This window comes from Paenibacillus sp. FSL R7-0345, from assembly GCF_038595055.1.
GTDB lineage: Bacteria > Bacillota > Bacilli > Paenibacillales > Paenibacillaceae > Paenibacillus_AQ.
Genome location: NZ_CP152002.1, coordinates 1,549,723 through 1,568,386 on the forward strand (window position 1 = coordinate 1,549,723; position 18,664 = coordinate 1,568,386).

General features: G+C 50.5%; 13 protein-coding genes and 1 pseudogene. 7 read left to right on the forward strand and 7 right to left on the reverse strand.

Features of this window, described 5'->3' with window-relative positions:
* Window positions 1–412 precede the first annotated feature (412 nt).
* Window positions 413–1,606: a transposase gene (locus tag NST84_RS06715; RefSeq protein ID WP_342562212.1), complete on the reverse strand. Its 1,194-nt coding sequence runs from the start codon at window positions 1,604–1,606 to the stop codon at window positions 413–415.
* Between the two features lie 147 nt (window positions 1,607–1,753).
* Between NST84_RS06715 and NST84_RS06720 the strand changes: the two genes are divergently transcribed.
* Window positions 1,754–2,437: a thioredoxin domain-containing protein gene (locus tag NST84_RS06720; protein WP_342564839.1), complete on the forward strand. Its 684-nt coding sequence runs from the start codon at window positions 1,754–1,756 to the stop codon at window positions 2,435–2,437.
* Window positions 2,438–2,792: 355 nt separating this feature from the next.
* Here NST84_RS06720 and NST84_RS06725 read toward each other — a convergent pair whose 3' ends face one another.
* Window positions 2,793–4,124, reverse strand: a complete 1,332-nt coding sequence (locus NST84_RS06725; protein WP_342564840.1) for a DUF3999 family protein — start codon at window positions 4,122–4,124, stop codon at window positions 2,793–2,795.
* The gene (locus NST84_RS06730) at window positions 4,066–6,660 is read right to left on the reverse strand and encodes a DUF2339 domain-containing protein (protein WP_342564841.1); all 2,595 of its coding nucleotides are present in this window, start codon (window positions 6,658–6,660) and stop codon (window positions 4,066–4,068) included. Before NST84_RS06730 ends, NST84_RS06725 begins: the two co-directional genes overlap by 59 nt.
* A gap of 164 nt (window positions 6,661–6,824) precedes the next feature.
* Here NST84_RS06730 and NST84_RS06735 point away from each other — a divergent pair.
* Window positions 6,825–7,010: pseudogene (locus tag NST84_RS06735) on the forward strand (HAD hydrolase family protein); the annotation flags it as partial.
* Between the two features lie 138 nt (window positions 7,011–7,148).
* Here the strand turns inward: NST84_RS06735 and NST84_RS06740 are convergent.
* On the reverse strand, window positions 7,149–8,564 hold the full coding sequence (locus tag NST84_RS06740) for a glycoside hydrolase family 1 protein (protein WP_342564842.1): 1,416 nt from the start codon (window positions 8,562–8,564) through the stop codon (window positions 7,149–7,151).
* A gap of 126 nt (window positions 8,565–8,690) precedes the next feature.
* Here NST84_RS06740 and NST84_RS06745 point away from each other — a divergent pair, with 126 nt between their 5' ends.
* On the forward strand, window positions 8,691–9,668 hold the full coding sequence (locus tag NST84_RS06745) for a LacI family DNA-binding transcriptional regulator (RefSeq protein WP_342564843.1): 978 nt from the start codon (window positions 8,691–8,693) through the stop codon (window positions 9,666–9,668).
* 556 nt (window positions 9,669–10,224) lie between these two features.
* On the opposite strand, the gene NST84_RS06750 is transcribed toward NST84_RS06745, so the two are convergent.
* Entirely contained in the window at window positions 10,225–11,064 is an 840-nt protein-coding gene (locus tag NST84_RS06750) for an AraC family transcriptional regulator (RefSeq protein WP_342564844.1), read from the reverse strand.
* Window positions 11,065–11,265: 201 nt separating this feature from the next.
* On the opposite strand from NST84_RS06750, the gene NST84_RS06755 reads away from it, so the two are divergent.
* The 4 genes from NST84_RS06755 to NST84_RS06770 all read left to right on the forward strand — a co-directional run bounded on the left by NST84_RS06755 (window position 11,266) and on the right by NST84_RS06770 (window position 16,765).
* A complete protein-coding gene (locus NST84_RS06755) occupies window positions 11,266–11,925 on the forward strand; it encodes a ThuA domain-containing protein (RefSeq protein ID WP_342564845.1) in 660 nt (219 codons plus the stop codon).
* A gap of 113 nt (window positions 11,926–12,038) precedes the next feature.
* Window positions 12,039–13,142: a Gfo/Idh/MocA family oxidoreductase gene (locus NST84_RS06760; protein WP_342564846.1), complete on the forward strand. Its 1,104-nt coding sequence runs from the start codon at window positions 12,039–12,041 to the stop codon at window positions 13,140–13,142.
* 887 nt (window positions 13,143–14,029) lie between these two features.
* Window positions 14,030–15,019: a glycoside hydrolase family 43 protein gene (locus NST84_RS06765; protein WP_342564847.1), complete on the forward strand. Its 990-nt coding sequence runs from the start codon at window positions 14,030–14,032 to the stop codon at window positions 15,017–15,019.
* Between the two features lie 216 nt (window positions 15,020–15,235).
* Complete coding sequence (locus NST84_RS06770; protein WP_342564848.1) at window positions 15,236–16,765, forward strand: glycoside hydrolase family 43 protein; 1,530 nt, start codon at window positions 15,236–15,238, stop codon at window positions 16,763–16,765.
* A gap of 81 nt (window positions 16,766–16,846) precedes the next feature.
* On the opposite strand, the gene NST84_RS06775 is transcribed toward NST84_RS06770, so the two are convergent.
* Both NST84_RS06775 and NST84_RS06780 read right to left on the reverse strand, forming a co-directional pair.
* Entirely contained in the window at window positions 16,847–17,722 is an 876-nt protein-coding gene (locus NST84_RS06775; RefSeq protein WP_342564849.1) for a GNAT family N-acetyltransferase, read from the reverse strand.
* A 57-nt stretch (window positions 17,723–17,779) separates the two neighbouring features.
* On the reverse strand, window positions 17,780–18,637 hold the full coding sequence (locus NST84_RS06780) for a helix-turn-helix domain-containing protein (RefSeq protein WP_342564850.1): 858 nt from the start codon (window positions 18,635–18,637) through the stop codon (window positions 17,780–17,782).
* Between the last annotated feature and the right edge of the window lie 27 nt (window positions 18,638–18,664).

Below are 18,664 nucleotides of genomic sequence, written 5' to 3' on the forward strand. Positions count from 1 at the left end.
CTAGGGAAGGACATGAATTATGAAAATCAAAAGAGTGGTAATAACTTTTAATATTTTGGCTATTATTTTTTTTCTATTCACTCTTCTAGGGAAAAGTTTTTTTGAATATGCACCTCTAATAGGATGGATTGGGGGCTTTATTTCACTAACACTAAGCCTAATCTTTATGACTGTATTTAATATTAGGAAAAGAGGATAGACTTTATTACAGCCGTTTTTCCATACTATGGGAACGGCTGTAACTCAATTATTAGGCAACAGCAAAAAAATGCATATAAGTGTTTTTTAACATGAGCATTTTGCATAATTCATTTCCAGGAAAAAGATAAGGCTATACTGCATGATAAATTTAGGTTTTGAGAAAAGAAGAGCAAAAATGGACAGACGGGCAGAATTTGCGGAAAGGCTAAATTTAAGCGGCAGTTACGACTCTTTGTCTCGATACAGCGAGCGCAGAAGCAAGCAGCACAATGGCATTCAAATATTGGTGAGTCGTAACTTTTTGAATACCCCAAACATGCAATTGGTCTGCGGTTAGATAGGTCTTCATTCGAGAATTACAGCGTTCTACACTGGTTCGCTTGTTGTAGAGTTCCTTCCAGCCCCGACTTTCTCGGTGCGGCATTGCATAGCGGCGAAGGTCTTGCTGAGTGTCGACCTTGACCACCATCCCATAATTGGAAGTGGAGCAAGCCGTCATGCCTAAAGGACAATCCACTTTCCCCGTAGCGTGTGGACAACGAAACTTCAAACGTTCCTTTTCCTGTCCCCAATACGTCATCGGAAACCCCATCGAACAGCAAGGTGTCCCTTTGCTTGTCATACCTGCAGGGGGTTCCTTTTCATTCCGCGGATTCATTGGAATAATCGCTTGGGCCTTGACGCTGCGAGCCGTTTCGTAGTTTTTCATTTGGTCATATCCTGCATCCAGCATGAAAAAACGAGGCTTGAATCGTTCGACGGTTCGCTTCATGAGTGTAGGTCCCTCATCGCCATCATTCACATGAGCAGGTGTAACGTTTAGGGCAATCGGAAGTTCACTCTTCGTATCGACGGCCAGATGCAGCTTATAGCCAAACCACTTAACTTTGTTGCCAAACGCATCGAGTTTTACTCCCCAATTGGCATTGCCGGTGAGTTCGCTTTTTCGCTTAGGTTCTTTTTTCTCGTAAGCGTGAATGGCTGCGCTGTCGATGGCGACATGAGTGCCGCCTAGGATTCCAGCTTCTTGGCACTGAGCGACAAGATCCTCAAACAACTGCTGGGCGAGGTTTTTGCGAGTCAAGTCGGCAAAAACCCGGCTTAACGTAGAGATCGAAGGGGCGAAGATGTCCAGCCGAAGTCCACATTGGTAACGGAAACGAAGGTCAAACTCCAGTCTACGCGCTAGGCCGGTGAACGTATCGATGTTCTCTAAGGGAGCCGCGAGTAATGCGCGAAGAATGCCTTGACGGCAGTGCCCATCCGCTCCTCGGGGTGAAGGGTTTCTCAATTGCCTCGCATACGGTCGTAAGTCCAGTGCACTAAAAAAGATAGGCAGTCGTTCTTTCGATTCGATTTTTTGAAGCTCCTCAAAGGAAAATAGACTTTCTTGGAGAATATACAAAAGGGGCTTCCTCCTCTTGAGTGTTTTGGTTTCGTCACCAAAAAACTTCTCCAAGTTGGGGTGAAGTCCTTTTTTATATCCAAAATCCCTTTGTATAGCAAGGGCTTAGATTAATGCAAAATGCTCACATAAATATAGGGGTGCTAAATGAAAAATAATCACAAGAAATATACTATTGTATTAGGTTTTGTGGTGATAATAGTAGTTATACTATCTTTTTTTAATATTTTTAATGAAAAAACAAGTGCAAATGAACTCCCGACTTTAATGGATGCTAAAGGTAAATTGGATATTAAAAAGGGAGATTTTGATCTTGAGAACCAACCTTTCTTAGGTGAAGAAAGTGCTCCTGTTAAAGTAATTGAATTCTTAGACTTTAAATGTCCTGTCTGTAAAAACTGGGATAAAGAAGTGTTTCCAGAATTTAAAAAGGAATTTATTGACACTGGAAAAGTGCAATTTTACTTTATTAACTTTCCTTTTCTTGGCCCTGACTCCATAGAAGCTGCACTTGCGGCAGAAACAATCTATAATCAAAATTCTAAATTATTTTGGGAATTCAAAGAGAAATTTTTGGAAAATCAAGGAAGTGAAATGAAAATTTGGGCAACTGAAGAATTTATATTAAATTTTGTAAAGGAAGAGATCGATGGAGTTGATTTTAAGTTATTTAAGAAGGAATTACAGAAAAATAAGTATCTGCTAGATGTAAAGAAAGATTTTAAAATTTCAGCAGCTAATGGGGTTTTCGGTACCCCTACTTTTCTTGTGAATGGAATTGGAGTAGATACAATTCAACTGAGAGAGAAGGTTCTAGAACAACTTAAATAGATTCAATATCTTATTAAATTTCCCCAAGTGTGCATAAACGAGCGATATCGGACGAATGAAAAATCACATCGATTTTATTCAGCAGCTTTTTTACGGATACAGGAGGGTGCAGCATGCGTAAATATAGCCTGATTCACCTTTGGTTCACATCTGAAGGCAGATCCGGATACAAATATTCCGGACAAACACTGTTCGCTTAGTGAAGACATTATTACGGTAAACAGCTGGATGTATATGACGGCAGTTTATTTTTGCAAAAGGATCCAGCTAGTCAACAAGTAGGTAGCAAAACAATAAGCCAGGCGTGGAGGGTCACAGCAATCTTCCACGTCTGGCTTATTTATGGCTGCTTTGTCTACTTCCGCCCCAATTTCCGGGCCAGAAAGATAATAAGCAGCAGTGACACAGCAATGATCACAATGTTGAACCCGGTCCGCCCCTGGAACCAGCTGGTCTGCGGGGTGTCCGCTGCAGGTGACTGCCGGAGCTCTGCCGCCCCGAGTCCGGCCAGCATTTTGCCTTCTCCGGCAATATAATCCTTGAAGTTTACAATATCATATTGCGGGGCAGCAGCTTCAGCATTACCGTAGAGCAGGCGGAGCGGCTGCTCACCTTCTGCAGCAAAAACAAGCCGGTCCAGCAGATATTCTAGCTTCAGACCCTTAACGGATAGCGGTGCGTCATCCTGATTATATATGACGATCCGCAGCGTGGAGGCAGAGGAAGCTCTGTCGGGAATAATGGCTGTAGAGTCAATTTCGGTAGCCTTAAAGTCCAGCCGGTATAATTCCCCGCTGCCCGCTGCGGGCAGCAGTCTGCCTTCACCGTCATAAAGCTCGAACCGGCGGGTAAAGCTGCCGTTGCCGCCGATTTCCAGCTGCAGCCCGGAGATGTTCAGCCGGGCCGGATTCTGAATGATGATTTCCGTCTGCCGTTCCTTTTGCTGAATTTCATAAACGGCATCCTGCTGCTGCCTGAAATGATCTGTATGCGTCACCCTCGTGTCTCGCAGCAGAGTAAGGGAAGGGAAAGTGAGATTGGCCGCGTTGTTCTCGGCAATCAGCCGGTAATAGCCGTATCTATAGCTCGCGCCCAGTTCAATGCTACCCTGCACACGCCCGTTCACATTATACAGATCTCCGTCCGCTATAGGCTCCCAGGCCACTCCGTCATAGCTGCCGAGCAGCTGTGTGTGGAGCAGGAAATTTACGTCCGGCAGCCCGAGCTCCAGCCGGTTGCCCAGAATGTCAACATTCTCAGCCAGGGGTGTTACCTTGTAATCGAACAGGGTGCTGGCGCCTTTTTTGGCGCTATGGATCAGTGTAGCGGAGTAGGTAGTGAGCCGTTCCTCCGAGAATTCTTCGCTGCTCTCCTTATAAAATGGAATAAAGGTGCCGGTATTGTCCATAATCCGCAGGTCACGCAGATCAGCCGCTGCACCTGCATATACCTCAGGATCAAGATATAGCTCGGTGTAGGGGCTGTGTTCCGGAAGCTCGATCACCTTGGAATATTTCCATTCAGGGTGTGCAACAGCGTCTCCGGTAACCTCTTCTGCCGCGGCAGACAGAGGCTGCCCGGAGAACAGCGCAAACGGGCTGAGCGCGCCCAGCAGCAGAAGCGCCGTGCTACTCTTGATCAGAATCCTGTTCCTCCTGCTCCGGTTGCTCTGGTTGTGTCTGCGCATAGGCTTCCTCCATTCTGGCCGATACCCGCTGATAAAGATAAGAGATGCCCAGCAGGCATATACCGAAGCTGAAATAGGCAATGATTTTGCTGCCCGTTCCGAGAAGCTGAAGATCGTAGAGCAGCAGCTTGCCGGTAGCCAGCAGTGTGAGGCCCAGTCCGAATCGCCGGATATACACGTATCTGCGGCGGAAGCCGAACATGATGAACAGCACCGCCAGCAGCAGGTACGTGATACTGTATACCAGCCCGCCGTCTGTCTGCCGCAGCTGCATGCTGAGGAAGGCGGTAACGACTGCCAGCAGATAGACGCCCATGATGACCGGATACAGCTCGGCATTGTTGTATTCCCGTCTGAGCAGCACCTTCAGGAGGCGCCCGCCGTTCAGCCAGACGAACACGTTGAACAGCAGCAGCAGTCCGAAGGAGATGTAATCGGCCGCTGTATTATCGCTGAAATCTGCCCGCAGGGTATGCTGGCCGAAGGTGAGTCCCACTGCGATAACATAACCGACCGCATAGAGGAAATAAACCATATAGCCGATCACGTTGTCATACAGTACCTTGATCCGCGGCAACACATAAGCGAGTCCCAGCGTCAGCAGCGCCGCCAGCAGCATTTTGTAGAACGAAGCCCGGGTGAAATCCTCCGGGACATACAGGTCGTAGAGATGCATGGCTTCATATATAAGATAGGCATACAGGTTCGCTACAGCCGCATATTTAAACCAGATTCCGATTTGAATATCGAGGGGAGTACTGGTCAGAACAACCTCGCGGTCGGTATGCCGGACCGCATAGACAAAGGCGACGATGAGCAGGCCTGCCGTGATAAAGGTGTATTTTAGCGCAAAATACGAATTGTCATAAAGAATCAGCGGAGCGGCGGACGACGATTGTACCAGCACATCGACGAAGAAGAAAATGCCCACCGAGAGCAGCAGAATGCCCCAGCCGGTCCGCTCCACAGCCTTGAAGCGCTGCAGATGGCCGTATACCGTCAGCACAACCGCTTCGATCAGCCAGCCGATCGACCACCAGACAGCGCCGAACTGGAACGGAATCATCAGGACAGCGAAGGTGAGCGCAGTAGAATAGAAGAGCACCATACTTTCTTTTTCCTGGGCCATCCGCTTCTCCAGCAGCTGTCCGAGACCCAGATACATCAGGCAGAAGACCAGGGCAAGCGCCCCTTTGTATGCACCGAGACCCGCATTAATGAACAGCACGTACAGGACAAGACAGCTGGTCAGTGTATTGCAGGCAAGCAGTGCGAAATCCCACCAGGACAGCTTGGTCCGGAACTTGAACGGATACCACAGCGTCATGCCCAGATACATGGCAAAGGTCAAAACGGAATAGAACATGCTGATGCCGTGGCTGTCCGACAAGATAATCAGCAGCAGCATCGAAGGTGTATTGAACAAAAAGCTGATGTAATTGACCACAATCCACCGCTTGCGCAGTGAGATCATCAGAATCAGCAGATTTAACAGGAACAAATACCCCATAGCTACATAGACGGCAGAGCCTTCCAGACCAAACGCGCCTATATAGGAAAAGAGCGGAAGATAGCCCCCGGCCAGTCCCAGCGAGCAGATTGTCCTTGACTCATAACGGAGCGACAGCAGCACGGCCGTAAGGGTGATGAGCACCGACAGGCCCAGCCCCGTATAAATACCGATAATCTCCAGCAGAAAATAACTGTAAAACACAGAGCCGTAAAGCACGGAAATCCCGCCGCCCAGCAATCCGAGCGCAAAGGTGCCCCGGCCTCTGCGGAACAGCCATTCCCCGCCGCCCAGCATTAAAGCCCCGAGCAGGAAAAAAGCGCTGCCCTTCATATAGCCGCTGAACCAGTTGGAATAGGTATACTTAAAGCCTGCACCGACAGCCAGGATCAGCAGCAGGATACCCAGCCAGTTGATCCAGTTCAGCCCGATCTTCATCTCGATCCGGTTCTGCCGGCGCCTCCGCTGAATCGTCTCCTCACTGATCCCTTCGGCTGCAAAATCATCCAGCCGGCTGTCCATCTCTGCCGCCAGCGGCTGCTCGGCTGTCCGCAGGGCTTCCCGCTGGCGGTGAATGCCTTCACTCAGTCTGGCGGACAGCTCATCCAGCATTCTGCGCATATCCTCGCGGTCTCTGCTGAGCAGCCGTTCTGCCGTGCGGTACATTTCGGCGATCCGCTGCTTGGTTCGTACCTCGAACGCGGTCAGCCGGTTATGCTGGCCCGCACTTTGCCCGGCAAAATACGTGTGCAGCTTCTGCCGGGACAGCTTAAGAATACCGAGCTTCTCATCGAGAATCTGCTCGGTCAGCGCCGTGCGCAGCTCGGCATTCTCCTGCTTCAGCCTGGCCTGCTGTGCCTCAGCCTCGGCCAGCGCCTGCTCCACTGCCGCCGCTTTTCTTTTGAGCAGCTCATTTTCGTTAACCAGATCGCTGCCCTCATAGGCTTTGACGAGATCGCGGTATTCAGCGGCAAGTGTATCCTGCTGTTCTTTTATGGATCTTAATCGGTCCTTAAATTGCTCCATAAGCGCCCCCAATGGCTTTTAATAAATGATCCGAATCAATGGCGTTCTGTATTAATGTTTCCATTTTACTATAGGTGATACGGCAAAATCTTCCTTTTTTATGAAAGTCAGCGGATGGATTACTGTTTATTACCCTTTATCTGCATAGTTGACATGAACCGAGATGGGGGGACATTACAGCCCCAGGGACTCATAAGGGAGAGACGGTCAGAAGGCTGCAGGAGCTGCTCGGGGTTACGAAGGAAGAGACCATGTCCTTTGGCGACGGGGAAAATGATATCTAGCTGATGGCCGCGGCCAAATACAGCTTTGCGATGAGCAACGGTTGTGAAAATACGAAGCAGTCCGCCCAGCTTGATTATCCGTAAGATGATGGAGCTGCAAAACGGAATGCCGGTATAGCCGGCTTTTTAATAAAGTAACTAAAAACCGCAAGCCTCCGGGGATGGAGAGCTTGCGGTTTATTTTTATACAGGTGAACGTAGCTGTTACTTCAGGCTCTGGCCGTCAGTAGCAATAACATCCTTGTACCAGTGGAAGGATTTCTTGCGGTAACGCTCCAGCGTACCTGTGTTGTCGTCGTGGCGGTCCACATAAATGAAGCCGTAACGTTTGCTGAGCTCTGCCGTCGATGCGCTGACCAGGTCGATACAGCCCCAAGCAGTGTAACCCATAATGTCAACGCCGTCCTCCAGCGCTTCGCCTACCTGAACCAGGTGGTCATTCAAATATTTAATCCGGTAATCATCGTTAACTGTCGGCACGCCGTCTTCGCCTGTAATCAGCACATCCTTCGCGCCAAGACCGTTCTCAACGATAAACAGCGGTTTCTGGTAGCGGTCATAGAACATGTTCAGCACGTAGCGCAGACCCTGCGGGTCAATCTGCCAGCCCCATTCGCTTGCTTCCAGGTATGGATTGGCTGCACCGCTGAACAGGTTGCCTTCCGTCTGCTTGCGGCTGCTGTCATCGCCGGTTTCGCAGATACTTACATAGTAGCTGAAGGAGATGAAGTCTACCGTGTGCTTCAGAATTTCCGCATCTTCCGGCTCCATATGAATCTCGATGCCGTTTTCACGGAAGTAGCGTTTCATATAGCCTGGGTATACGCCGCGCGCATGCACATCGCCGAAGAAGTAGTTCATATGCTCTGACTTCATTGCTGCGATCACGTCATCCGGGTTAGGAGTCAGCGGGTAAGTCGGCATACTGAGGATCATGCAGCCGATTTGGGCTTCGGGATCGATTTCGTGTCCGATTTTGACAGCCGTTGCACTGGCTACCAGCTCATGATGGATGGCCTGATACAGATCCTGCTTGCTCAGCTGTTCCTTGGGAGTGTAAATTCCGCCGCTCATGAACGGTTCGTGCAGAATGGAGTTAATCTCGTTAAAAGTCAGCCAGTACTTTACTTTGCCCTTGTAGCGCGTGAACAACGTTCTGGCATAACGCTCGTAGAAGCCAACCAGATCACGGTTAACCCAGCCGTTATATTGCTTGGAGAGGTGCAGCGGTGTCTCGTAGTGAGAGATGGTCACCAGCGGCTCGATTCCATATTTATGGCATTCGTCGAACAGGTCGTCGTAAAATTGCAGGCCTTTTTCGTTAGGCGTAAGCTCGTCCCCGTTCGGGAAGATACGCGTCCAGGCAATGGAGGTACGGAACACCTTGAAGCCCATTTCGGCGAACAGCTTGATATCTTCCTTGTAACGGTGATAGAAGTCGATGCCGACCAGCTTCATATTATCTTCGGTAGGTGCTTCGGTGATGGGTCCTTTGATACCTTGCGGAGCCACGTCCTGGGTGGACAGGCCTTTGCCGTCTTCATTATATGCGCCTTCCAGCTGGTTAGCTGCTACTGCACCGCCCCACAGGAAGCTTTCAGGAAATTTTTTTGCAGTCATTTAAATCCCGCCTTTTATAGTTGTAGTAAGAGTTATGGTAAGCTATTAATATGTCCTATAACTGCATGCTAAATGTTGAAACGCGTTACATGTCAAGAACTTTTTTGTGAAAATAAGGAGAGACCTATGTCGAATCTTGAGCAAATCGCCAAGCTGTCGGGATTTTCCAAAGCCACCGTATCAAGAGTGCTGAACCAGTCCCGCCATGTAAGCCAGCCGACCCGTGACAAAATTCTGGCGATTATGGAGGAGCTCGACTATGTGCCGAACGGCAACGCCATCTCCCTGTCCAAGGGGCTGACCATGCAGATCGGGCTGGTGACGGAGGGTATCAATGAGGTTATGCTGCCGTTCCTGAACAGCTTTGTGGAGACGGCCAGCCAGTACGGCTATCAGACGATTATCTATACCTCAAGCGGTGATCCGAGAAAAGAGCTGCAGGCGTTCGAGGATATGCGCAGAAAAAGAGTGGATGCGCTTGTCATCAGCACCTGTGTCAACGATCTTGCGCTGCTGGGCAGCTACTGCAAATACGGGCCGATTGTCTCCTGGCAGCGGATGGAGCTACCGCAGATTGCTTCGGTGGCAATGAACCAGTATGACGGTTATACGCTGGGGCTTGAGCATGTGATTAGCCGGGGGCGCACGCGCATCGCTAACGCTTATGGCAGGCCGAGCAGCATCAATACGCTGGGCCGGATTAAGGCTTATGAGGATGCCGCCCATAAGCACGGGTTAGCGGAGCTGCCGCAGTGGTCCCGCACCGGCATTCATTCCATCCGGCAAGGGGAAGAGCTGGTCCGGGAGATGCTGGCGGTGGAAGATCCGCTGCAGCGGCCGGATGCCGTTCTCTGCTCCAACGATCTGGTGGCGGCAGGCATCGTCAGCGAGGCGCGCCGCCGGCAGCTGCGGGTGCCGGAGGATCTGGCCGTCGTCGGCTTCGACAATACAGAGCTTGCCCATACGCTGGGGATTACATCCATTTATAATCCGATCGCCGACCAGGCGAAAAATGCCTTTCATCTGCTGCTCGCGAAGCTGGGAGGCGCAGGGGAGCAGCAGCAGAAACTGCAGTATTTCCTGGTGCAGCGGGCGACTACGTGAGTGATATAGTAAAGGTAGAAAGCTAAGGTAGGCGTAAGGAAAAGGTGCAGGTACAAGTCCAAGTAGAAGCACGGGTAAAGGGGCTGTCCTGCTGGTCATAATGATGACTGGCGGGGCGGTTCTTTTTTATTGCAAAAGGATGAAGTCTGCGGGAGTCGGGAGTCGGGGTTCGGGAGTCGGAAGTCGGGAGCTGCGAGGCTGTGCGCTGAACAACTAAGTGGAAATTTGCTATCTATTTTCGGAAAAAACACCGCCCTGAGGTCACTAGTTGGAAAAACGTCACTTAGATCTGCTGATAATGCCCCAGATAAGGGATTCTGCCAAGAATAAGTGTTGATTATCCACCTAATGATTAGAAAAACGGAGAAAAGTTGGAATTAAGTGTCGAAAATCCAACTACATATTGGGGGGGGGAGGCAGTCTCGGCGTGGATATGGTATTGGCAGGTATGTCCCAGGTTTGGCAAAGAGTATTGTGTCCTTATAGACCTGACAGGGCGGAGCTGCTGCAGCCAGCCAGGTCACCTATACCTTCAGGGAAGATTCGTGAGGCAGCTTTACCGGTAACTTGAAGGTGTACTATTCCTGAACTGTTTGAATACCCGGTTAAAGGTCCGGACATTCGTAAACCCGCAGTCGAGCGCGATATCGATAATCGGCTTGTCGCTGCTGAGGAGCATTTCTTCGGCTTTGTTGACCCGTATATGATTCAGGTAAGAGATGTAGCTCATGCCGGTGGTGCTTTTGAAGAATCTTGAGAAGTAGAACAGACTCATCTCCGCCTGTCTTGCTGCATCCTCCAAAGTAATGACCTCTGCAAAATGGTCTTCCAGATAATCAAGTACGTTCTGCATTACCTTCATACTGCTCATCCGCCGCATGTCTTTTTTCTGGTCGGCCGGTTCTGTAGGCAGATGGCGCAGCAAGAGTCCGCAGAGCTCGTTCAGCTGACCGGTAATGACCTGCTCGTAGTGAGGCAGCTTATCGTTAAACTCATGCTCCAGCTGAAGCATAAGCCTGGAAATGTCGGCCTTCCCGGAAGCTGCAATGCCTGCCTGATTCTGGACCTCTGTGCAGATAAAAGGGTCTGTCAGCCGCACGTCCTTAGGCCAGCCGCCGGGACTTGCAATCAGCTGAGGGTTGAAAATAACGAGCTGAATGACCGATTCCCGGTCCGTGCTGTCGTAATAATGAATGTCCCCGCTGCTGCAAAAGGCCATATCACCTTTATAGAGCACACGGCTCTCCAGATTAATGCCCATACGGATGGACCCCTCACATACATACACAAATTCCAGATCGGTATGCCAATGCGCCAGGAAATTAATATTGCTCACACGCCATGAGCTGAACGGAAGGCTGGACGGATACATGCGGTTTTCGTGAAAAGCCTTCATAAAAGGGCTCCTTTGGAAGCGGGCACGCTGACGGGTGCTGCCGGTGAGATTTTATTAGATAATAGCAAAAAATGACCATAGCGGCAATGAAAATGACGAGCCGGACGAGAGCGCTTGCATTACAATGGAATGGAGCAAACAGGGAAAAGGGATTGAATTATTTATACAACAATAACCTGGACAGTAAAGGAGCATATAGAGATGGCTAAAAAAGCACTGATTGTAAGAGGCGGCTGGGACGGGCATGAACCGGTGCAGGTATCGGAAATTTTCGCGGGACTGCTGGAGGCAGAGGACTTTGAGGTAGAAATCTCCGACACGCTGGATAGCTTCAAGGATGAAGAAAAGCTGCTCGGGCTCAGTCTGATCGTCCCGATCTGGACTATGGGCGAGATCAGTAACGAGCAGCTGCAGCCTGTGCTGAAGGCGGTAGCTTCAGGCGTAGGGCTGGCAGGCTGTCACGGCGGGATGTGCGATTCCTTCCGCAACAGTGTCGAATGGCAATTTATGACCGGATCACAATGGGTAGCCCATCCGTTCAATGACGGGGTGGATTATGTGGTCAACATGGTGCAGTCCAGCTCCAGTCCGCTAATCGAGGGAATTAAGGATTTCAAAGTAAAGTCGGAGCAGTATTACCTGCATGTGGATCCGTGCATTAATGTCCTGGCGACCACAACATTTCCGGTCAGCGAAGGCCCTCATTCTGCCAATGGCGTAATCACCGTGCCGGTTGTGTACACCAAGAAGTGGGGCGAAGGCCGCGTATTCTATAACTCCCTGGGCCATCATGCGGATATCTTCGATATTCCGGAAGCAAAGGAACTGATGCGCAGAGGGTTTGTGTGGGCAGCGAGATAAATACGCAAAAGCAACTATATAGCAGACAACAACGGCCGGAAATCCAAACATTCTGGAGTCACGGCTAATCTGAAATAGAGTATTAAACTTAACAATGAACAGGTGGGATTGCTTTGGATAAAGTAAAAGTCGGGATTGTCGGCTGCGGGAATATCAGCGGGATTTATTTTGAAAACCTGACCAAGCTGTTCGTCAATACAGAGGTTTATGCCTGCGCTGATGTGTTTAAGGAACGGGCAGAAGAGGCTGCGGAAAAATACGGTGTGCCGCATGTATGGTCCACAGAGGAGCTGCTTGCTTCACCGGAGATTCAGATTGTAGTCAATCTGACCACTCCGAAAGGACACTTTGATGTATGCAAGCAGGCTCTGCTGGCCGGCAAGCATGTCTATGTTGAGAAGCCGCTGTCGCTGGAGCTTGCGCACGGGCAGGAGCTTGTAGATCTGGCTGCGGAAAAAGGGCTGATGCTAGGCTGCGCACCGGATACCTTCCTGGGGGCTGGAATCCAGACCTGCCGCAAGCTGATTGACGACGGATTTATCGGCGAACCGGTGGCAGCTTCAGCGTTCATGGTCTGCCACGGGCATGAGAGCTGGCATCCGGACCCTGAATTTTATTACCAGGCAGGCGGCGGGCCGATGTTCGATATGGGACCTTATTATCTCACGGCGCTCGTATCGCTGCTGGGTCCCGCTGCAACGGTCGCGGGCATGACTAAAACTTCCTTTGCCCAGCGGACCATTACCAGTGAAAAGAAATTCGGCAAGCAGATTGATGTCGAGGTGCCGACACATGTCGCCGGAACAGTGCAATTTGCCAGCGGGGCTGTTGCCACAATGATCACAAGCTTCGATGTATGGGACAGCACGCTGCCCCGCATCGAAATCTATGGCACCCGGGGAACCCTGATCGTTCCCGATCCCAACACCTTCGGCGGGCCGGTCCTGCTGAAGCCGGCAGGCGGCGCCGGATTCATGGAAATCCCGCTGGTGCACAACTACGCCGGCAACAGCCGGGGGATCGGAGTAGCCGATATTGCAGACTGTATCACTAGCGGCAACCGTCCGCGGGCAGGCGGCGAGCTTGCCAATCATGTGCTGGAGATTATGCACGCCTTCCACACCAGCTCGGATACGAAGCGTTACGCAGAGCTTGCCACCAGCTGTGAGCAGCCAAGACCGCTGCCGCTTGGGCTGATCAAGGGCTACATTGGCTAGGAAGCTATCAAGATCTTCTCTGCAGCTCATTTGGGGGCTGCAGGCGGATCTTTTTTGGCAGAGGCGGAGTTGGAGCAGACGCCCTCTGCCGGTCAATGTGCTGTACCGCTTGGGAAAGACTGGGAGTAGCGATTGTTTCCCTGGTGGCGGGAGTTTTAGCGGGAATGGAGCGCTAGTTACCTAAGGCTTCGGCTTAGGTAACTACGGCCGGCCGGTTAGCGGATCAATAGAGGGAAAAATCCCACTAAAGGAGCAGAGAGTGGCTGGTTTGCGGAGCAATAGAGGGAAAAATCCCACTAATGGAGCTGTAAGTGACGGGTTTGAGGAGTAATAGAGGGAAAAATCCCACTAATGGAGCTGTAAGTGACGGGTTTGAGGAGTAATAGAGGGAAAAATCCCATTAATGAAGCTGAGAGCGGCCGGTTAGCGGAGCAATAGAGGGAAAAATCCCACTAATGGAGCTGTAAGTGACGGGTTTGAGGAGTAATAGAGGGAATAATCCCACTAAAGGAGCAGAGAGTGGCTGGTTTGCGGGCCAATAGAGGGAAAAATCCCATTAATGAAGCTGAGAGCGACCGGTTGCAAACTTTTCTACAGCATCTGCACATTATCCATAATTTATGGTGGTAAGTTCTTTAGTTTCTGTATAGGACAGGGAAACCGAAGAGAGTACAATGAAAGGGTCTTGGAGTATTCTGATGTAAGCGTTAGCAAAAATGGGATGAAAGATTCCGCCGGTTGACGCAAACAACAACAATGTAGCTCCAGAATAACTTTGATCGGCAGTAATGAAACCGGTTTACCGTAAGTTAGCAGTACAGACAAGCCCTAATAACAGTATTTCCTGGCTTTAAGCCAAACTATAACCCTAAAAGGAGTCAATAATCATGAGCAGCGTCAAACCTAACCAACCGCTAGTAAAGCATATTTTTACAGCCGATCCGTCCGCCCATGTGTTTGAAAATAAAATCTACATTTACCCGTCACATGACCTGGACCATGACGGTCCGGATAATGATAACGGTGACCAGTATAAAATGGAGGATTATCATGTGCTGTCGCTGGACAACTTCGATTCTCCTGCTGTGGACCATGGCGAAGCGCTGCATCTGAGAGATGTACCATGGGCTTCAGCCCAGATGTGGGCGCCGGATGCGGCGTATAAGAACAACCAGTATTATCTGTACTTTCCGGCGCGGGACAAGGACGGAATCTTCCGGATCGGCGTAGCCACCTCACCGACTCCGGCCGGACCGTTCAAGGCGGAACCGGACTACATTCAAGGCAGCTACAGCATTGACCCTGCTGTGTTGGTGGATGAGGATGATCAGGCCTATATTTACTTCGGCGGACTGTGGGGAGGCCAGCTGGAGAAATGGCAGACCGGCACCTTCCAGCCGGAGCAGACCGAAGGGCCCCCTGCAGACCAGCCGGCAATCGGGCCGCGCGTAGCCAAGCTAAGCGAGGATATGCTCTCTTTTGCAGACGAGCTGCAGGAGATTTCGATCATCGACGAGGATGGCAATCCGATTACTGCGGGTGACGAGGACCGAAGATATTTTGAGGGGCCATGGGTTCACAAATATAACGGCTACTACTACCTGTCCTACTCAACAGGCTCAACGCACAAGCTGGTGTACGGGATCAGCCGCAGCCCGCTTGGACCGTTTACTTATAAAGGCATCATTCTTACCCCGGTCATCGGCTGGACCACGCATCACTCGATCGTCCAGTTTGAGGATAAATGGTACCTGTTCTATCATGACAGCTCCTTGTCGGAAGGTGTGAACCACAAGCGCTGCGTGAAATACACGGAGCTGAAATATAATGAGGATGGCACCATTCAGACGATCGATCCCTACCCGGCCGCAGAATAATAATTAAATAATGTTGCGCCAAAAAAAGCACAAGAACCCGCAGTTGGAGGCTCTTGTGCTTTTTACTGCGGGGCCGCAGATACACATAACGTTATTTACTGAATATAGCCGGATGTCCGTATCCTCCTAATTGATGACTTGAAACTTAAGGTTTCAAACCGCCGCCGCCAGGTACAATAAAGACACAATAACAAGCAATAGACAGGAGTGCAGCCGATGTTATTCAGCAACCCCGTAATCCCCGGGTTTCATCCCGATCCCAGCATATGCCGGGTTAATGACGACTATTATTTGGTTACCAGTACCTTTGAATATTATCCGGGGGTACCGATTTTTCATAGTAAGGACCTAGTCCATTGGCGGCAGATTGGCCATTGCCTGACCACTCCTGCGCAGCTGCCGCTGGGGAATGCTTGGAGCTCTGGAGGTATTTATGCCCCGACCATCCGTTACCATGACGGCTGGTTTTATATGGTCACTACTAACGTCAGCGGCGTCGGTAATTTCTACGTCAAAACCAGAAATCCGGAAGGGCCGTGGTCAGCTCCTATTCCTGTCAAGCAGGGCGGTATCGACCCTTCCCTCCTGTTCGATAATGATGGCCGCGTATACTTCCAGTCGTCGTGCAACGGGACTGAAGGACATGCTATCTACCAGTGTGAGATCGATATCGAAACCGGAGAGATGTTGACTGAAAGCCGGTATATCTGGAAAGGAACTGGGGGTGCTCACCCGGAAGCTCCGCATCTGTACAAGATCGACGGCTGGTATTATCTCATGATTGCAGAAGGCGGCACCGAATACGGGCATATGGAGACGATTGCGAGAAGCCGGCAGCCATACGGGCCGTTTGAGTCCTGTCCGCACAATCCGGTGCTCACTAACCGGAGTATGGACAGCAGCATCCAGGCTACCGGACACGCTGACCTGATCGAGGCACACGACGGAAGCTGGTGGGCGGTATGCCTGGGTATCAGGCCGGTTGCCTATCCGAAGGCTCATCATCTGGGGCGTGAGGTGTATCTGGCTCCTGTCACCTGGACAGAAGAGGGCTGGCCGCTATTCGGCCGCGATACACATATCGATCCGCAGATGGAAGCGCCGGAGCTGCCTCAGACTGCTTGGCCGGAGTCCCCGGTCAGAGACGATTTCAACGAGAAGCAGCTGGGCTTCGACTGGACCTTTTTGCGCAATCCCCTGGAAGGCAGCTGGTCCTTACAGGAGCGTCCGGGGTATCTGGTGCTGCACGGACATGAGATTAACCTGAGTAATGCCGGTGCTCCGGCTTTTGTCGGCCGCAGACTCAGCCATTTCTCCTGCAGCATCGCGGCGGCGATGGAGTATGAGCCGCAGTATGAGGGGGAGGAAGCCGGATTAACGGTCTTCATGAACGAAAAGCATCATTATGATCTCGCCGTAACCCGGGTAGAGGGCCGCAAAAAGGCAGTTTTCCGTAAAACGATCGGCTCTCTGCAGACCGAACAGACCTGGGATTGTCCGAAGGGGCCAGTTCAGCTTAAGGTCCGGGCCTTTCCCAAGACAATAGTCGCTTCACTTCAGACGGCACAAGGCGACCTTATTGACCTTGGCTGGGGCGAGACCCATCTGCTCAGCACAGAGGTTGCCGGAGGCTTTACCGGTGTCTTTATTGCCATGTATGCTGCGGGTTCCGCAGAGGGGCAAGCTGCTCCGGCAGCTTTTGACTGGTTCGATTATGAGCCGGCAGAGCAGGAAGACAGCCAGTAGAATGTTTTTAAATCAAACAAAGTAAGAGAAAAGCGGCAGAACAAGACTTGATAGAAAGTCTTAGACTGCCGCTGTTTTTGTTCAATCAGCATACTCAAATTGCAGCTGGAGCGAATCACAAACCGGCTTATAGCCAATCTTTTGATAGATGCTGTTAGATGTGGGATTTGCCAGGTCTGTATATAAGACGCATTTGGTAAATCCCTTATCCAATGCCAGCTGGCTTATTTGCGCCACAATGGAAGTTGCGTAGCCCTTGCTGCGCTCATATGGAGGAGTATATACAAAGGCCACACCAATAGCTGTCTGCATTACCCTTGTGTATCCCGCCATAGAAACGGGGATGCCATTGTCCTCTAAAATATAGAGTTTTTTCGATTCTATCCGGTAAAGGTATGGGCCTGCCTCTTGCGGGATGGACATTTCTGTCTTACCATAAATCGCCGCTGCATTGAATGCTTCCGCCCAGTATGGGAAAAAATGAATATCCTTATTCTCGAGCAATCGAACAATACCAGGCTTTTGAATGCCCGGGTTTACTGCCGTGAGTTCGTATATACGCTGGTTCATTACTGTTTTAAACGTTATTCCCTTGCTCAGGGTATATTCCTTGGCAAAATATTCTGCCAGCGTTTTTTCGGTGGTCACACCTGGAATATCACGGTCTTTCAGCCCCTCGATGAGACAGCTTACAGCTTCCGGATTAATGTTGTTGTCTGTTGCATAAAGCGTAATATTGTGCGGCGGCGTCATTATGGCGGTAAGCTGTATGCCCTTGTCATCCGAAATCGTTGCCATAAGCCAGTTTACAGGGTCACGCCAGTCTGTTTTATCTTTTCCTTCATGTCCCATGATGATATTGCCAAGAGGAATCAAATTTTGCGCTTCATGACGCATCAGCACATCATAGGTATCCTTGTAAAACGCATGCACATCCGTATACAACTTGAACTGCATTCCACTTCACCCTTTCTTTGGCTCGACGCTTATTCGAAATTGCTCGGCGTTACAGACTTATTTCCCCCTATAAGCCTTCGGCGACACGCCGTAGGCTTTTTTGAATTGGCGGGTCAGATAATTGCTGTCATTGAAGCCGCACATATAGGAAATCTCCGTGATGGAATGCCTGCTCCCGCGGAGCAGGGTACAGGCCAGCTCCAGCCGCAGGCGCTGGATGTAGGCGATGGGGGTCGTCTGATAGTACGCACGGAAGATACGGTTCAGATGCCTGACCGAAATCCGCGACTGCGCGGCGATATCCTCCAGTGAAATCTGCTCACAATAATGATCCTCGATGTAGGAGATGGCGCTGGCCAGATGCATCAGGCTGTTATCCGTTCCGGCTTCCTGATTCTCATAGTGCCTGGACAGATAAACTACCAGCTCCATGAACCGTGAGGCTAGCATCGTCTGGTAGCCCTGCTGCTTCTCCTCGTATTCTTTAATCATCGCTGCGATGAAGGCGGAGACATGCTCGAGGCTGGCGATCGGCAGATTCAGCTTGCTTTTGAACCCGTTGATACTGCGGTAAAACGGCTCCAGCACAAACAGCGCCTGATAGCCGTTCAGGGTTCTGAGATCCGGACCTGCTGATTTTAGCATCTCTGCCTTATACATTATGTTGCAGATTTTAAAGTCATACGGCGCCATATAAGCATGTGGTGTGCCGCCGCTGATGACGAAGACGTTCCCTTTTTTGATAAAGGATTCCTCATCATTGACGACATGAGTCGCGTGTCCGTTAAGCACGATAACCAGCTCGGAGAAATCCGCATGCTTATGGAGCGACATGTCCTCCTCATGACCGCCGTACTGGATAAAGAACGGAAATTGCTCATCTGTTGTGAACCAGTTCAGATAGACATTACTCACAGGCGGTACCTCCCGGAAAATGGGCGT